General features: G+C 38.4%; 11 protein-coding genes. 5 read left to right on the top strand and 6 right to left on the bottom strand.

Annotation, left to right across the window (positions count from 1 at the left end; all coding sequences use genetic code 11):
• Nucleotide 1 precedes the first annotated feature (1 nt).
• The 4 genes from E1750_RS04330 (at nucleotide 2) to E1750_RS04315 (ending at nucleotide 8,819) form a co-directional block, all read left to right on the top strand.
• Nucleotides 2–934, top strand: a complete 933-nt coding sequence (locus tag E1750_RS04330) for a glycoside hydrolase family 17 protein (RefSeq protein ID WP_133275591.1) — start codon at nucleotides 2–4, stop codon at nucleotides 932–934.
• 3 nt (nucleotides 935–937) lie between these two features.
• Complete coding sequence (locus tag E1750_RS04325) at nucleotides 938–2,644, top strand: family 16 glycosylhydrolase (RefSeq protein ID WP_133275590.1); 1,707 nt, start codon at nucleotides 938–940, stop codon at nucleotides 2,642–2,644.
• An 82-nt stretch (nucleotides 2,645–2,726) separates the two neighbouring features.
• Entirely contained in the window at nucleotides 2,727–4,007 is a 1,281-nt protein-coding gene (locus tag E1750_RS04320) for a T9SS type A sorting domain-containing protein (RefSeq protein ID WP_133275589.1), read from the top strand.
• A 54-nt stretch (nucleotides 4,008–4,061) separates the two neighbouring features.
• A complete protein-coding gene (locus tag E1750_RS04315; RefSeq protein WP_227873958.1) occupies nucleotides 4,062–8,819 on the top strand; it encodes a glycosyl hydrolase in 4,758 nt (1,585 codons plus the stop codon).
• A 258-nt stretch (nucleotides 8,820–9,077) separates the two neighbouring features.
• Here the strand turns inward: E1750_RS04315 and E1750_RS04310 are convergent, their stop codons facing one another.
• From E1750_RS04310 to clpB, 4 genes are all read right to left on the bottom strand, one after another.
• On the bottom strand, nucleotides 9,078–10,019 hold the full coding sequence (locus E1750_RS04310) for an aldo/keto reductase (protein ID WP_133275588.1): 942 nt from the start codon (nucleotides 10,017–10,019) through the stop codon (nucleotides 9,078–9,080).
• Nucleotides 10,020–10,094: 75 nt separating this feature from the next.
• Nucleotides 10,095–10,922 (bottom strand): KilA-N domain-containing protein, encoded by an 828-nt coding sequence (locus E1750_RS04305; protein ID WP_133275587.1) that lies wholly within the window; start codon nucleotides 10,920–10,922, stop codon nucleotides 10,095–10,097.
• Nucleotides 10,923–10,945: 23 nt separating this feature from the next.
• Nucleotides 10,946–11,215 (bottom strand): ArsR family transcriptional regulator, encoded by a 270-nt coding sequence (locus E1750_RS04300; RefSeq protein WP_133275586.1) that lies wholly within the window; start codon nucleotides 11,213–11,215, stop codon nucleotides 10,946–10,948.
• A 338-nt stretch (nucleotides 11,216–11,553) separates the two neighbouring features.
• Nucleotides 11,554–14,160 carry an ATP-dependent chaperone ClpB gene (gene clpB, locus E1750_RS04295; RefSeq protein ID WP_133275585.1) on the bottom strand — a complete coding sequence of 869 codons (2,607 nt, stop codon included), beginning with the start codon at nucleotides 14,158–14,160 and terminating at the stop codon, nucleotides 11,554–11,556.
• Nucleotides 14,161–14,313: 153 nt separating this feature from the next.
• Between clpB and ytxJ the strand changes: the two genes are divergently transcribed.
• Nucleotides 14,314–14,718 (top strand): bacillithiol system redox-active protein YtxJ, encoded by a 405-nt coding sequence (ytxJ, locus tag E1750_RS04290; protein ID WP_133275584.1) that lies wholly within the window; start codon nucleotides 14,314–14,316, stop codon nucleotides 14,716–14,718.
• Nucleotides 14,719–14,851: 133 nt separating this feature from the next.
• Here the strand turns inward: ytxJ and argH are convergent, their stop codons facing one another.
• Entirely contained in the window at nucleotides 14,852–16,132 is a 1,281-nt protein-coding gene (gene argH / locus E1750_RS04285; protein WP_133275583.1) for an argininosuccinate lyase, read from the bottom strand.
• Nucleotides 16,133–16,302: 170 nt separating this feature from the next.
• The gene (locus E1750_RS04280) at nucleotides 16,303–17,373 is read right to left on the bottom strand and encodes a M20 family metallo-hydrolase (RefSeq protein WP_133275582.1); all 1,071 of its coding nucleotides are present in this window, start codon (nucleotides 17,371–17,373) and stop codon (nucleotides 16,303–16,305) included.
• Between the last annotated feature and the right edge of the window lie 58 nt (nucleotides 17,374–17,431).

The following is a 17,431-nucleotide window of genomic DNA, read 5'->3' as shown; positions in this document are numbered from 1 at the left end:
CATGTCATACAGAGAAGGTCATAATTTTTCTTTAGCAGATGCTACAAATCGAGCTTTATTTCAGGACAATTATAAAGAAATTCAAATTTCAGAATTAAGTGCAAAAGAACTAGCCAAAATATGGCGAGAAACTTTAGAAAACGGAATGCACGGTGTTTGTTTCAGTTTATACGAAGATGGACAAAAACCAGGGGATATTATTTCAGAAGAGCAGGTGCGACGCAGAATGAAAATAATTGCGCCTTATACCCAATGGGTGCGTTCTTTTTCGTGTACGGAAGGGAATGAGTTCATCCCGAAAATTGCGCACGAGTTTGGCATAAAAACATTAGTTGGTGCTTGGTTAGGTGATGATCCTGAGGTCAATGAAAAAGAAATAGAAGGACTTATTCAATTGGCAAACGATGGGTTTGTCGATGTTGCAGCAGTAGGTAACGAGGTAATGTATCGCAAGGATTTAACCGAAGACGAACTTTTGGAATTTATCGACAGAGTACGAAATGCAATACCCAACACCGTACCTTTAGGTTATGTCGATGCCTATTATGAATTTTCTCACCGTCCTAGAATTACAGAAGCCTGCGATGTGATTCTGACTAATTGCTATCCGTATTGGGAAGGTTGTCCTATTGAATATTCGTTCAATCACATGAAAAGTATGTTTGAATCAGCTAAATATGCCGGTGGAAACAAGAGAATTATAATCACCGAAACAGGTTGGCCAAGCCAAGGTGGTTTTCTGAAAGGGGCTGTTGCATCCAAAGAAAGTGCTATGAAATATTTTATTGATGCACAAAATTGGTCCAAACAAAATGAAATTGAAATGTTTTATTTTTCCTCTTTCGACGAATCGTGGAAAGTAGGACCAGAGGGTGAAGTGGGAGCCTATTGGGGAATCTGGGACAAACGTGAAAAATTAAAAAACCAAAGATAACGAATGATAAAATTACTACCTAAATTTGTATTTATTTTACTTTTGATTCATCAATGCAGCCTTGCACAAGTTGATGTAGTCTATAAAGATTTGGTATGGTCTGATGAGTTTACAACCAGTGGAACAGTGAATGCGACTAATTGGTTTCATCAAACCCAATTGCCCGCGGGAGGCAGTTGGTTCAATGGTGAAGTACAACATTATACCGATAGGGTTGATAACTCTTATGTGGATAATGGGAGTTTGAAAATAGTCGCCAAAAAAGAAACCTATACCAATCAGAGTGTGACTAAAGCGTATACTTCCGCCAGATTGAATTCTAAATTTACCTTTTTGTACGGTCGTGTCGATATTCGCGCAAAAATTCCAAAAGACGCCGGAACTTGGCCCGCTTTATGGATGCTTGGTAAAAATGTAAATGAAGATGGAGGTTATTTTGATGCGCTTTATGGCACAGCAAATTGGCCTGCTTGTGGCGAAATAGACATTTTAGAACACGGTATTACACGTTCGCAACCCGATAATTATATTCAAAGTGCGCTTCATACACCATCTTCTTCAGGTAATACTGTCAACATTGGAGGTGTGGTCGTTGGCGATAATATTGCCAATAATTATCATATTTATTCGATGAATTGGTCGCCCAACCAAATTTCTTTTTTAGTAGACAATGTAGTTTTTTATACCTACAATCCTGCTGTTAAGGATGCAAATACTTGGCCATTCGATAAGGAGCAGTATTTATTGTTGAATATTGCAATGGGTGGTGTTGCTGGGCCAATAGATCCAAGTTTCACTCAAACTGCTATGGATATTGATTATGTGCGTGTGTACCAAAATACTACGCCGGATACCCAAGCTCCTGCAAATTTCACTGCATCGGTTGGAACAATATCAGGTTCTTCAGTTGAATTATTGTTGAAGGCGACCGATGATTCAGGAAATGTAACTTATAATGTGACTTACGGAACAAATGGTACAGCCTCGACTTTTAGTCCTTCGGGTAATATAAAATCCTTGGTGATATCCAATTTATCTCAAAACACCAATTATACTTTCAATGTTAGTGCGACGGATGCTACTGGAAATGCAGCTCTTAATAATCCCATTGCGCTGAATGCAACCACGAATACAATTTTGCAATGTTCAGGGACAGATACACAATCTTCTCAAGGAACTCCTTTCTCCACAGGCTACAAATATGCCTTTGAAACCATTGGGACAGATGTAAAGATTACTTTTGAATTACTGGATGCAGACAAAACTGGCGTTATCGCTTATTTGTGGCGACAAAGTCCTTTCGCAGAAACTCCGATGACAAACGTTTCAGGGAAAATATTTACTCAAACTATTGCGGGACAAACCAATGGTTCGACCATCAATTATGCCTGTAAATTTGCTTTCGCTGGAGGATTGTCGGTTACCAAATATCTATCCTATGTCGTTGGCAGCAGTTGTTCGTTAGGAGTGGAAAATCCTTCCGAAATAAAACAATTTGCCTATCCAAATCCAGTTGGGAACAGCTTGCAATTGCAATTAGCAGACGACGAAAACCATATTACTTTGACCGATATTTTGGGTCGTAAAGTGCTTGAAGAGGCAGTAAAATCAAATCATACTATCGATATGAGTGCTTTCAAATCGGGAGTTTACTTTTTGAAAATTAACAACTCGTTGGGTATTGAAAACTTGAAAATTATAAAGAATTAAAATTTAATTGTAACGACTACTTGCAATTATTCCGTAGTAAATAAACCCGCTCTATAAAGCACTAAATAAAAAAGAATTGCAAATGAAAACTTTCGCAACAGTAGTTTTTTGTCTACTATTTTCATTGGGATTTGCACAAAATTTCCCACTAGATTTTGAATCAACAACAATAAACTATCCATTTACTGATTTTGATGGTGGTGTGGCAACAAAGATTCCAAATCCCCAAATTTCTGGAATAAATACCAGCGCAACGGTTATGCAACTTGTTAAAGGGCCCGGAAAAGTCTGGGCAGGAAGTAAAATTACAATGGCAGCACCAATCGATTTTACCACAAAAAGAATATTTAAAATAAAAGTATTTTCTCCTGTTGCAGGTATAAAGCTTTTGTTAAAGTTTGAAGGAGCTGGTGGTTCTTTCCAAAAACTATCATCGCCTATAACAACTGCTAATGTGTGGGAGGAATTAACTTTTGATTTTTCAGCAGATGCTGTTAACAATGTAAATAATCAAGTTGTTTTTATGTTTGATTTTGGCACCCAAGGGGACGGTAGTCCAAATTCAACTTATTTATTTGACGACGTAACACAGTCGATCGGAACAGGACCTATTTTAGATTTACCTGTTTTACCTCTGAATTTTGAATCTTCTTCCTTGTCATATTCTTTTTCTGATTTTGGTGGCGGTGCGACTACAATCTTGCCAAATCCTTACCCAACAGGTATTAACACAAGTTCAAAGGTGGTAAGGATGATAAAAAATCCAGGCGAAACTTTTGCTGGAAGCGTGATTCAAATGGCTGGTCCAATTGATTTTTCAACAAATAAAATAGTTAAAGTAAAAGTTTGGGCTCCTGTTGCAGGGAAAAAACTATTATTAAAGTTTGAAGGTAGTCCAACAGATTTTGATGGAGGTGCATTTGAAACGGATGCCATTATTCCCAAAGCCAATGAGTGGGTAGAATTAACTTTCGATTATAATTCTCCTACTTTATTTCCTCCTGTAAACAATAATGATAATAAAATTGTTTTTTTCTTTGATTTTGGTGCACAAGGTGACGGCGGTCCAAATTCAACCTATTATTTTGATGATGTAGCCTTTTCGACTTCGCTTTCGGCGCCTTCTTTTTCAATTCCAGAGGTTACTATTTATTTAAGTCCAGCTTCAAACCAACTGACGATTGAAGCAAATGAAATGATTCAAAAGCTATCAATTCATAACCTCATTGGACAAGAAGTTTTGACAAAATGTCCCAAAAGTACTAAAGCTATTTTACAGATTCAAGAATTGCCCAAAGGGGTTTACCTTTTAACAACGACTTTCGAGGGTAAAAATTCAACTTCAAAATTTATTAAAGAATAGCAACAATTTTGAGCCTATTTTAAAGTATGACAATAAATTTAGATTAAAATGATAATGAAACGTAGAATTATTTTTTTGTTTGCAACGGCTGTGGTTTGTTTTTTATGCGCATTAGATTCAAGTGCACAAGTGATTCCTGTTGGAAGCGGAAGTTATACAAAAACTTTCCCTGGAACAGATGCTGCCGGTAGAAATGGTTTTCCTTCCGGAACGCCCAATTTGAGTGGTGCTGCTCTAGGAAAACCTGTGCCAACAAATGATTGGTGGTCAAAATTAGCCAAAGAAACGCAAGCGAGTAACCTTTTTACTTATCCTTATACATTAAAAACTACTCCCAATGGACTAGTAGTTTCTTACATTCCCTCTGGAGTTATTGATGATATGTCGCCAGTGGTGATGAGCGTGGTAGGAATGGCAGCAACTAAAACTACTGTTTCTGATTACTCAGACTGGACGGTTACTATGGATTGGAATGACGGAACCCGTAATTTTCAGGCAACCGCCGGTATAGCAATGCCTTTTTTATATTTCACCAAAAAAACTACTGATGTTGTACAGGTTACCGTAAATTCTGGTACCGTTACCATAAGCAATGAAATGTTAGTGATTGTTAACGCAAAAAATAGTGCAGATTTTGCAGTTTATGCTCCTACGGGTAGTACTTGGACTCAAAACGGAGGTGTTTACACTTCAACTTTAAATGGAAAAAATTACTGGTCGATGGCGTTTATTCCGCTAACAGCTTCAAATGTGACTACGGTGGCGAATGAATACAAAAAATATGCCTACGTTTTTCCAACTAGTACAACTTCAAGTTTTAATTACAACGAAAGTACTTCGGTAATGAGAACCGATTTTAATGTGATAACTGAAGTGAAAGAAGGTACTGAAAGCAATGTTTTACTTGGTTTACTTCCGCATCAATGGGACAATTTAGCTGCTAATTCTCCTGTGCCCAATAAATACAGTTACGCAACCATTCGTGGCGAAATGAAAACGCTGGATGGCAACAGTTTTAGTGTCGAAAATAAATTTCATGGTATTTTACCGACTTTGCCTTACGTAGATAATTATAGTGACGGATTTACTCCAACAGCTTTGACTGAAAAAATTGCCAGTATCGAAAACGATGCTTTGGCCACTTGGACGGATTCCTATAATGAAGGGCAAGTAATGAACCGATTAATACAAACGGCCAGAATTGCGGACGAAATGGGGAATATAGCCGCGCGAGACAAAATGCTTGCAACCGTCAAGGAACGACTTGAAGATTGGTTGAAAGCTGAGGGAGGCGAAGTTGCCTTTTTGTTTTACTACAATACTACTTGGTCTGCTATGCTAGGGTATCCAGCCGGACACGGACAAGACACCAATATTAATGATCATCATTTCCATTGGGGTTATTTCATTCATGCAGCTTCATTTTTAGAACAATACCAACCAGGATGGGCAGCACAGTATGGAGAAATGATTAATTTGCTGATTCGGGATGCAGCATCGACTGATAGGAATGATGCGCTATTTCCTTACTTGCGAAATTTTAGCCCTTATGCTGGTCATTGTTGGGCAAATGGCTTTGCTACTTTTCCGCAAGGGAATGACCAAGAATCTACTTCTGAGAGCATGCAATTCAATTCTTCCTTGATTCATTGGGGTGAAGTTACAGGAAATAAGGCCATTCGTGACTTAGGAATTTACCTATATACTACTGAACAAACAGCGATTGATGAATACTGGTTAGACACAAAAGAACGTAATTTTCCACCTTCACAACAATACAGTTTGGTTTCTCGCGTATGGGGAAATAGCTTTGATAATGGAACTTTTTGGACTGCAGATATTGCGGCCTCTTACGGTATTGAGTTGTACCCAATTCACGGAGGATCATTGTATTTAGGTCAAGATACCGCTTATGTTACTAAACTTTGGAATGAAATTGAAGCCAATACAGGAATACTTACTAACCAAGTGAATGCAAATTTATGGCACGATGTTATGTGGGAATATCTTGCTTTTATTAATCCCGCTAAAGCCATTTCATTGTATAACTCGTATCCGAATAGAGAGTTGAAATTTGGTGTTTCGGACGCGCAAACCTATCATTGGTTGCACGCAATGAATGCATTAGGAAGAGTAGATGCCACAATTACAGCGAATTCTCCAATCGCGGCTGCATTTACACAAAACGGTAAAACAAATTATGTGGCACACAACTATACCGATCAGCCTATTACAGTTACTTTTTCAACAGGATACCAATTAGCGGTTCCTGCTCGAAAAATGGTTAGCAGTATGGATAGCAAAGTAACAGGAGTAATAACAACTACGTTTCAACAAGCGTTCGTTAACGGCAGCGTGAAATTGGATGTAGTTGCTTCAGGAGGAACTCCAATCAAGGTCGAGTTTATGGACGGCACCACCTCGTTAGGCATAGCTACAGCGGCTCCTTATACTTGGAACGCTACGAATTTGACATTAGGAGTACATAGTTTTTATGCAAAAGTATACGAAGATACAGTTAAATTAAATGTTACTAATAGTGTGGATGTTATTGTTGGAAATCAAATGCCTTATGGTGGAACTGCTTGGGGAATTCCTGGGGTAATTGAAGCAGGAAAATTCGATACTTTTGAAGGTGGAAAAGGGCAAAACATAGCTTATTTGGATGGAACCACTGCTAATTTGGGCGATTTTAGAATGGATGAAGCTGTTGACGCAATAAGCAATGTTGCTGAAGGAGCTACAGTAGGTCACATTGCCTCTGGAGAATGGCTCGAATATACGGTTAATGTGGCTCAGTCAGGTTTGTACTCATTCGATTTTCGATATGCTTCAGGCAATGCGGCTGGCGGAGGACCATTCCATTTGGAATTAGATGGGAAAGCCATTTCTACTGCTATTACCGTTCCTTCAAGTTCTACAACATCTTGGGATGTTTGGGCTACTAAAACGGTGTCAAATATTCCATTAACCCCTGGCGAACATATATTGAGAGTTGTTTTTGCTTCAGGTGAATTTAACTTAGCCAAAATGACTTTTGCGCGAACAGGCGATTTAACGTATAGTTATCCCACAGCAAACGCAGGCCCAAATTTAAAAGTAATTTTACCTTTAACTACCACAGCAATTGATGGTTCTGCAAGTACGGAATCTGAAGCGAAACCATTAACCTATTTATGGACGCAAAATTACGGACCTTCGGCTGTGCAATTCTCAGATGCAACAGCAGTAAATCCTACTATTAATGGTTTGGTTGAAGGGACTTACAGTTTAAAATTGACTGTAACCAATCCTGATTTGCGCACCGATAGCGACGAATTACTGATTTTGGTAACAAATACAGCCAATGCATTACCTACGGTTTCGTTGGTTACACCTGCAGATAATGCTACATTTACCGAGGGAAAAGCAGTGAGTATTACAGCAAATGCTAGTGATTTCGACGGAACCATTCAACAAGTAGATTTCTATCAAGGTAGCACGCTGATCAGTTCAGATACTTCAGCCCCTTATGCAGCAACTTGGAATCCTAGTGCGGGAACTTATGCGCTTACGGCAAAAGCAACCGATAATAATGGAGCGATTAGTACATCGCAAATTGTGAATGTTACTATTGCAGCCGCTATGGTCTGCGTCGAAACATCTAAGCTGGCTCAACAAGGAACGTTCTCTATTGGTTACAAATCTACATTTGAAACAGTTGGAACAAATGTCTATGTTACATTTGAACTTTTAGATACCGACAAAACAGGAGTTATTGCTTATTTATGGAAGCAATCTCCTTTCGGTGAAACACAAATGGTAAATGTGTCAGGGAAGATATTTACTGCAACTTTGACTGGACAAACAATGGGGGCCACCATCAATTATGCTTGCAAATTTGCTTATGCAGGCGGATTATCCGTTACAAAATATGTAAGTTATGTAGTTGGTTCTAATTGCGGAAGTACTAATGATACGCAAGCACCTACAAACTTTACAGCTAGTATTGGAGCTATTACCGGTTCTTCTGTCGAATTGTTGTTGAATGCTAATGATAACTCGGGAACGGTAGTTTACAATGTGGCTTATGGGGCAAATTCAAGTTCAACATCAAGTGCTTCTGGTGTTCAAAAATCTTTTTTGATTACTGGATTATCTCCAAATACAAATTATAATTTTAGTGTGTTGGCAAGTGATTTAGTTGGAAATGTTGCTGTCAATAATCCAATTGTACTTAATGCGACAACATCAGCAAACACCAACACAGATTGTGCGGGAACTGCTTCGGAAGCTTCACAAGGCACGTTTTCTGTTGGTTATAAATATGCTTTCCAAACCATCGGAACAGATGTGAAAATCACTTTTGAACTGCTGGATGATAAAACGGGCGTAATTGCTTATTTGTGGAAACAATCTCCTTTTGCAGAAACATCGATGACAAATGTTTCAGGAAAAATTTTTACTAAAACTATCAGCGGACAAACAGTAGGTTCGACGATTAGTTATGCGGTTAAATTTGCCTTTGCCGGAGGTTTATCAGTTACAAAATATCTTTCGTATACTGTCGGAAATAGTTGTTCATTGGGAGTTGAAAATCCTTATGAAATCAAACAATTGGCGTATCCAAACCCAGTTGAAAATAGTTTACAATTACAATTGTTTGATGACCAAAACCAAATCACTTTGACAGACGTTTTAGGGCGTAAAGTGCTAGAAGATGTTGTAAAATCAACACACACTATCGATATGAGTTCTTTCAAATCAGGAATCTACTTTTTGAAAATAAATAACTCGTTGGGTATTGAAAACTTAAAAATAATTAAAAATTAAGCATTGTTTTTAAAATCAAAAGGTATTGTTTTGCGTAGTTATAAATGAACAATTAAATAAAAGTATCAGAAATAATTCTCGTTCTAATCAGAAAGTTGTGACTATCGAATGATAATTTTTTAGGTACTTTACTAACAAAAAAAAGGCTGTTTTCACGATTTGATTTGTGATGCAGTCTTTTTAAATTTCGAAAATGAAACCGATAATCTGTTCAATAAAGCCCAATAAATTATTCTTTTCAAATTCCTTCTGTTTTGTTTACCAAGGGAGCTGGAGTGGCTTAACTTCATTCTCATAAAAGTATACCAAATTTTTCACTAGTTCCTTTGAAATGGGATGGCTTATGCTTTCTACATTATTTACTAATTGAGCACTATTTACATTTCCCGGAATTACGGTAGTCACAGCTTCATATGACAAACAAAACGAAATGGCTTTGTGTGCCAGATTTTCTTGTGCACCTAAAATGGTCTTAACTCTATTCACAAGTTGTGCCCTAGTTTGAATATCTTCTTTGGACCAACGCTTTCTGATGTCATCAAAGGTACTTTGAGCAGTATATTTTCCGGATAACCAACCGGAGTCGAGAGGAATTTTTGCAATTATAGCCACTTTTTTTGCCATAGCCAAGTCAAAAGCTCGTGAAGTGTCTTGATGTAAAATATTGAAAAATGCTTCAATCACTTTGGCATTGGTTGTTTCCATCAGCAACTTCATATCGTCGTAGGTGTCTAAAGAGGCCCCATACCCTTTTATTTTACCTTCCTCGATCAAACGTTCCAATAGTTCATAATGGTCCGTTTTATTGCCATCCAGATATTCTACTGGTGGATTATGCAAAATGAGCGAATCTACATAATCAACGCCTAATCTTTTGAGGCTGCCTTCCAAAGATTCTCGGATATAATTTGAATCATAATTCGTTTTACCCGAATCACTATGACCAAATTTGGTATTGAGCACTATAGAGCTTCTATCAACCCCTTTTAGTGCTTTTCCCAGTCTTTCTTCGCCAGTGCCGCGACCATAATTGGGTGCTGTATCAAAAAAATTGATGCCTAATTCCAAGGCTTTTTGCACTAGTTCCACGGCGTTATTTTCGGACATACTTTGCCATCCCGAATTATTACCTAACTGCCAAGCCCCAAGTCCTATTTCGGATACTAATGCTGAGTCATCGATGTATCTGTTGTATTTCATTACTTTTTTGCGATTATTCAATGTAAAAATACGATTAAGTACGAGTCTTGAGACTTTGCGCAACTCAGGCCAGATTTAGGGGTTCAAATTTTTAATTTGTTTGTTGTTGACTAATGCTTTCATTTGAGTAATGGCAATGGTATTGAGCTGAATTAATCGTTCGGATTGCGATTGCCCTTGATGAATGAAAACGGAATTTAAACTTTCTAAATTGGATAATACTACTAATTGTTCAATGGTTGCGGCATCTCTAATATTACCTTCCAAATCTGGATTTTCGGTTCTCCATTGTTTGGCTGTTTGACCAAATAATGCCACATTGAGTAAATCGGCTTCATTGGCATACACAAAATTGATTTTGGTTTTATCAAGTACCGCCGGAATAAGATTTTGCTTTATGGCATCCGTATGAATATGGTAATTTACTTTTGCCAATGTACGTTGAAAACTCCATTCTAATTTCAGCCTATCGTTTTCATCGTCTTTTAGGCGTTGGAATTCAACTATTAGGTATAATTTGAATTCAGATGAAATCCAAGAAGCAAATTCAAAAGCAATGTCTTTGTGGGCAAAAGTACCACCATATCTTCCAGATTTTGATATGATACCAATAGCATTAGTTTCAGAAATCCAGCGTTGAGGTGAAAGTACAAAGTAATTGCTTCCTGCTTCATTTCTAAACCTCTCGAATTCGAGAGGTTTAAAATCTTCATTACAGAGTTTCTCCCATAAACCAATAAATTCAATCGTACTCCTGCTTCGCATCCAATTATTAATGACAGCAAAAGGTTCTGAATTATTTCGAGATTTTGCAATATCGGTTAATGAAATATAGTCGTTAACACCATAATTTAAAATTGAAACATTTGTTCCCTTGACATTTATTGTTTTGCTTTTTGCCATAAACTTATTTTTATGAGTTGTTCTTAGTTGTTTTTATTATGAAGTTTGAGCTGCAAGATTCCGAAGCCTTCCGATTGAACTGTTCGGAATTTCCGAACAGTTGAAATATGATTTAATTCTCTTTCCTCAAAAATGTTTTTGAGGTGTTCGCTAACCGTAGATTTCGACTTTTGAAACAATTCACAAAGTTGTGTTTGGGTAAGCCAAACAGTTTCATCCAGAAGCCGGGTTTCTATTTTAGTAACTCCATCTTCAGTTTGATATATGAGGATATTGGATTTGTTTTCTTGCATAGAAAAAGTATTGAATTGTAAAAATACAAAAAATCCCCAAGTTTAGTTTGAGGATTTGGGTTACATATGCTCTGTAATTAAGTCAGCTTATTTTCTAAACCCATCGAATTCGATGGGTTTAAAATCGAGGTTAGCCTTTTTCTTAAATTGCAATGTGTTAAGCAGTATGTCGGAATTTCCAACATACTGAATTTTATTTAATTCATATGCTAGCGCGAGCGTCCCGCTCGTGCCTATTCCAAATTTATGATTGTCTCGTTTATGTTAGTGTTCACGAGCGGGACGCTCGCGCTAGCGTTGGGTTTTGAACTCTGACAGGGTTTGTAATGAATAATTAATTAATGTACCAACTCACTCTGATTCCTAAACACCAATTTCCCATCAAAAGCATCAATCAAAACGATGCTGTCAGTAGTGATTGTTCCTGAGAGAATTTCTTTGGATAATTCATTGAGCACGTCTCTTTGAATCACACGTTTTACAGGTCGGGCTCCAAATTGTGGATCATAACCTTTCTCAGAAAGATAGTCAATTGCTTCTGGTGTGGCGTCCAAAGTGATGCCTTGGAGCGCCAACATTTTTTTGACAGATTTCAGTTGCAAGCCTACGATTTGAGCGATATTGGCATTGGTCAAAGGCGTAAACATCACGATTTCGTCAATACGATTGATGAATTCCGGACGAACGGTTTGTTTCAACAAGCCCAAAACTTCCACTTTGGCGGCTTCGGTCGTGGCTTCGATACTTCCTTTTAGATTGTCAAATTTATCCTGAATAATCTGGCTTCCCAAATTGGAAGTCATAATGATGATTGTGTTTTTGAAATCGGCGAGACGTCCTTTGTTGTCGGTCAATCGACCTTCGTCCAAAACTTGCAACAAGATGTTGAAAGTGTCGGGATGCGCTTTTTCGATTTCGTCCAACAGGATCACAGAATAGGGTTTACGGCGCACGGCTTCGGTCAATTGTCCTCCTTCGTCATACCCTACATATCCTGGAGGCGCACCCACCAAACGGCTCACGCTGTGGCGTTCCTGGTATTCGCTCATATCGATTCGGGTCATTGCGTTTTCGTCGTCGAATAAATATTCGGCTAGGGCTTTGGCCAATTCGGTTTTTCCGACTCCTGTAGTTCCCAAGAAAAGGAAGGTTCCCACAGGTTTTTTCATATCCTGCAATCCAGCTCGACTTCTACGCACGGCATCGCTCACGGCTTCGATGGCTTCTTCCTGACCTACGACTCTGCGGTGCAATTCGTCTTCGAGTTTCAAAAGTTTTTCTCTTTCGCCTTGCAGCATTTTCATTACAGGAATTCCGGTCCATTTGGCGACTACTTCGGCTATGTCTTCACGGGTTACTTCTTCTTTGATTAATGAAGTTCCTCCTTTTTGGTCTTCGGCCAATTGTTTTTGGAACCCATCCAAACGTTCCTGTGCTTCCTTGATTTTTCCGTACCGAATTTCGGCTACTTTTCCGTAATCGCCTTCGCGTTCGGCACGTTCGGCTTCGTATTTGAAGTCTTCGATTTCGGTTTTTACGGCTTGAATGTTATCGACTACATCTTTCTCGGATTTCCATTTGCTGAAAATTTCGTTTCGGTCGTCTTTCAGGTTCGCCAAATCCATTCCCAAAGCTTTTAGTTTGCTTTCGTCTTTCTCGCGTTTGATGGCGGCAATTTCGATTTCCAATTGCATAATTTTTCGATCCAAAACATCCAATTCTTCGGGTTTCGAATTGATTTCCATACGAATTTTAGATGCCGCTTCGTCCATTAAATCGATGGCTTTGTCTGGCAAAAATCGGTTGGTGATATAGCGTTGCGATAGTTCGACGGCAGCAATGATAGCATCGTCTTTTATCTGTACTTTATGATGAGTTTCGTATTTTTCTTTGATACCACGAAGGATAGAAATGGCACTTTCGGTATCGGGTTCCTCAATCATTACTTTTTGGAAACGACGTTCGAGTGCTTTGTCCTTTTCGAAATATTTTTGGTATTCGTCCAAAGTGGTTGCACCAATGGCACGCAGTTCGCCACGAGCCAAAGCCGGTTTCAGGATGTTTGCCGCATCCATCGCACCTTCGCCACCTCCGGCACCCACAAGGGTATGGATTTCATCAATGAAAAGTACAATATCACCTTCGGCAGCGGTTACTTCTTTCACTACTGATTTCAGACGTTCTTCGAATTCTCCTTTGTATTTGGCTCCGGCAATCAAGGCGCCCATATCGAGTGAAAACACGATTTTGTCTTTGAGGTTTTCGGGAACGTCTCCATCTACAATTCGGTGTGCGAGACCTTCGGCAATGGCGGTTTTACCCACACCAGGCTCACCAACCAACATCGGGTTGTTTTTGGTTCGACGCGTCAAGATTTGCAACACTCTACGAATTTCTTCGTCACGACCAATTACTGGGTCGAGTTTGCCAGTTCGCGCCAATTCGTTGAGGTTTTTGGCGAATTTATTCAAGGAATTATACGTTTCTTCGGCTGAAGCTGAAGTTACTCTTTCTCCTTTTCGAAGTTCGTCGATGGCGGCTTTCAAGCCTTTTCCGGTTACGCCTTGGTCTTTCAGGATTTGGGCTACCTTACTCTTAGAACCAAAAATGGCCAAGATTAAATGTTCGATGGAAACGAACTCATCGTTCATTTTTTTGGCAATGATTTCCGCCTCTGTCAATGTTGAGTTGGCCGTTCTGGAAAGCATAATTTCGCCACCAGAAACTTTTGGAAAGCTTTGGATGGTACTGTCCAATATTTGTTGGAACAACGGAATATTTACATTTAGTTTTTTCAAAATAAAAGGCGCCACGTTTTCATCGACTTCAAAAATAGCCTTCAAAATGTGTTCATTTTCTATTTGTTGTTGTCCAAAACTCTGAGCCAATTGCTGAGAAAGCTGAATGGCTTCCTGCGATTTGATCGTAAATTTATTGATGTTCATTTTGTTTGTTGTTTTTAGTTTATAGTTTTTTGTTAGTAGTAATTTAACTAGCTTTGGCAAATAATCGTCAAATGGTATTCCATCCTTAAAGTTACGACATTTTGACTGTAAATAAAGGGATAAGAACGACAAAATGACTTAAAAAACGACAAAATGAGTGTATTTTCAAATCTTTTCGGAAGTTCCGAAAAACAAAACAATTCTAACAGTAAAATCAATTGGATTCCGTTACAAGATTTGGGGCAATTGAATGAAATAATCAATATTTCGAACGAAAAACCCGTTGTGATTTTTAAACATAGCACCCGTTGTATCGTTAGCCGAACGGCGTTGAAGCAATTTGAGATAGAGACGTTGCAATGCAACGTCTTTACTGAAAATAACGTCGCTACATATTTTTTAGATTTATTAGCGCATCGGGACATTTCCAATGAAATTGCTAACCGTTTTGGAGTGCAACATCAATCGCCACAATTGTTATTAATCAAGGAAGGAAAATCGGTTTATGATGTTTCTCATAGCGATATTGATGCTGCGGAGTTGAAGGTGAAGTTGTAGATTTTTTTTGCCACAAATTACCACAAATTAGCACAAATTATAACGGATTTCTAAGTATAGAAAAAGCCATAAATTCAAAAATTAAGACACATTAACTCCTGAATTTGTGGCTTTGTTTTTTTGGTTGAATAGCTTAAAATGCCAATTTCATTTTTGCCTTAATCTCCTCCAAACAAAGGTTGTTGATACTTCCTTCGTGGGTGTGTTTGGTTGCTGTAGGCGATTGAAAAGTACCGTTTTCCAATTGTTCTGCAACTGCTTTGTAGGCATCTCTAAACGGCATTCCTGCGACCACCATTTCGTTTAAAGTATCAACTGTAAATAGATAATCGTATTTTTTATCGGCCAAAATATTGTCTTTTACTTTGATATCCTTGATGGAGAAAATGGCAATATCCAAACAGGCTTTTAGGTTTTGAATCGCTGGAAACAATCCTTCTTTCAATAATTGTAAATCACGATGGTACCCGCTTGGTAAGTTGTTGGTTATTAAAGTAATTTCATAAGGCAAGGCTTGGATTTTGTTGCATTTTCCACGAATCAACTCAAAAACATCTGGGTTTTTCTTGTGGGGCATAATACTAGAACCTGTCGTTAAATGGGCCGGCAAAGTGATAAAATCAAAATTTTGGCTCATATACAAACAAACGTCCATTGAAAATTTCGCCAAGGTTGCGGCAACGCTACTCATCGCAAAAGCTACCGTTTTCTCTGATTTTCCACGGCTCATTTGTGCGGCAACCGAATTGTATTTTAAGGTTTCAAAACCCAATTCTTCAGTAGTAAATGTTCTGTTGATAGGGAAGGAGCTTCCGTAACCCGCAGCTGAACCCAGTGGATTTTGGTCCACGATTTTCAAGGCGGCATTCAGCATTGTGATATCATCAATCAAAGTTTCGGCATAGGCAGAAAACCACATTCCAAAGGAAGAAGGCATCGCAATTTGCAAATGGGTGTAACCCGGCAACAAAACATTTTGGTATTTATCTGCCGATTCCATTAACAAATCAAATAAGGTTTTTACTTGCGATTTGAATTCGGTTACCACGTCTTTTAGGTATAAATTCACGTCCACCAAAACCTGATCATTACGGGAACGAGCCGTGTGGATTTTCTTTCCTGCATCACCTAATTTGGTAGTTAAAAGATACTCGATTTTGGAATGAACATCTTCAAAACTCTCGTCAATTTCGAATTCGCCTTTTTCGGCATCGACAATGATGTCTTCCAAAGCCAGAACTAAAGAATCGGTTTCTTCTTCGGTTAAAAGCCCAATTTGATGCAACATTTTAGCGTGCGCGATGGAACCTAATGCATCGTATTTGGCGAGGACCAAGTCTAATTCACGGTCGTTCCCAACGGTGAAATGTTCTATTTGTTTGTCTGTTGGTATTCCTTTTTCCCAAAGTTTCATAAGTGTATTTTTTGTTTTGTTTCGCTGAGCTTCGCAAAGAAAGCTCAAAGATTCACAAAGTTTTTTTAAATTTCAATAATGTTCTTTTCTTCTGTCAGTCCTAGCCCCGATAGTAGTGAAAATCCTTTTATGGCGGCGTTCGCCATAAAAGATTGTAACGGATAGCGGGATTAGCTCCTAAAAAAATCAGTCAATATTTTGATATATAAATCGATTCCTTCTTCTATTTCGTTGATATATATAAATTCGTCTGCCGAGTGCGAACGCAGGCTTTCTCCAGGACCCAATTTCAATGATTTGCAATACAAAACCGATTGATCGGATAGAGTAGGCGAGCCGTAAGTGGTTCTTCCTAATGCTATCCCTGCTTGTACCAATCCGTGTGAAATAGGAATAGATGAAGCATTCAAGTGCATTGAACGTGGCGTGATTTCGGCGTTTACATTGGATCTTACAGTTTCTAGAATTTCGATATTGTTATAGCAATCATTCACTCGGATATCAACAACCAAATGACATTCGGCTGGAACTACATTGTGTTGCTTACCTGCATTAATTTGGGTTACAGTCATTTTTATAGGCCCCAAAACCTCCGATATTTTTTCAAATTGATAGGTTTTGAACCAGTCAATTACAGGCATTGCATTATAAATAGGATTGTCGGGATTGTTGTGTGCAGCGTGACTTGCCGTGCCTTTTACAACCACATCCAAAACTAATAATCCTTTTTCGGCTATAGCCAATTGCATTAAAGTAGGTTCGCCCACAATGGCGCATTCTAGTTCTGGCAAATGTTTCAATACACTATTTAATCCATTTTTTCCACTGTTTTCTTCTTCCGCCGAAGCAACAATCACAATATTATAAGGCAGATTTTCATTGGCATAAAAATGGGTGAAAGTAGCGATGAGCGAAACCAAACAGCCTCCGGCGTCATTACTCCCTAAGCCAAATAATTTTCCGTCCTCAACAATAGCTTCAAAAGGATTTTTAGTATATCCTTGATTCGGTTTCACGGTATCGTGGTGAGAATTGAGTAAAAGCGTGGGTTTGGATTTGTCAAAATATTTATTGAAAGCCCAAATGTTATTGTTCTCTCTTTCGAACGGAATGCTATTTTGTGTAAACCAATTTTCGATTAAAAGGGCTGTTTGATCTTCCTCACCCGAAAAGGAAGGTGTTTCAATCAGCAATTCTAATAACGCTATAGCTTCTTTTATAAGGGTTTCTATGTTTTTCATATTTTATTTTTTACCCGAAGGCACTTTTTTTGCCACGAAGACACAAAGTCACGAAGGT

The sequence above is a fragment of the Flavobacterium nackdongense genome (assembly GCF_004355225.1).
In the GTDB taxonomy this organism is placed as follows: domain Bacteria; phylum Bacteroidota; class Bacteroidia; order Flavobacteriales; family Flavobacteriaceae; genus Flavobacterium; species Flavobacterium nackdongense.
The sequence above is the reverse complement of the archived record's forward strand: the minus strand, read 5'-3'. Positions and strand labels throughout refer to the sequence as shown.

Excerpts from the sequence above, each read along its gene's own strand:
- E1750_RS04300 (WP_133275586.1), bottom strand. The coding sequence starts at position 11,215 with ATGCAAGAAAACAAATCCAATATCCTCATATATCAAACTGAAGATGGA.
- clpB (WP_133275585.1), bottom strand. The coding sequence starts at position 14,160 with ATGAACATCAATAAATTTACGATCAAATCGCAGGAAGCCATTCAGCTT.
- E1750_RS04310 (WP_133275588.1), bottom strand. The coding sequence starts at position 10,019 with ATGAAATACAACAGATACATCGATGACTCAGCATTAGTATCCGAAATA.
- E1750_RS04315 (WP_227873958.1), top strand. The coding sequence starts at position 4,062 with ATGAAACGTAGAATTATTTTTTTGTTTGCAACGGCTGTGGTTTGTTTT.
- E1750_RS04320 (WP_133275589.1), top strand. The coding sequence starts at position 2,727 with ATGAAAACTTTCGCAACAGTAGTTTTTTGTCTACTATTTTCATTGGGA.
- argH (WP_133275583.1), bottom strand. The coding sequence starts at position 16,132 with ATGAAACTTTGGGAAAAAGGAATACCAACAGACAAACAAATAGAACAT.
- E1750_RS04305 (WP_133275587.1), bottom strand. The coding sequence starts at position 10,922 with ATGGCAAAAAGCAAAACAATAAATGTCAAGGGAACAAATGTTTCAATT.
- ytxJ (WP_133275584.1), top strand. The coding sequence starts at position 14,314 with ATGAGTGTATTTTCAAATCTTTTCGGAAGTTCCGAAAAACAAAACAAT.
- E1750_RS04330 (WP_133275591.1), top strand. The coding sequence starts at position 2 with ATGTCATACAGAGAAGGTCATAATTTTTCTTTAGCAGATGCTACAAAT.
- E1750_RS04280 (WP_133275582.1), bottom strand. The coding sequence starts at position 17,373 with ATGAAAAACATAGAAACCCTTATAAAAGAAGCTATAGCGTTATTAGAA.
- E1750_RS04325 (WP_133275590.1), top strand. The coding sequence starts at position 938 with ATGATAAAATTACTACCTAAATTTGTATTTATTTTACTTTTGATTCAT.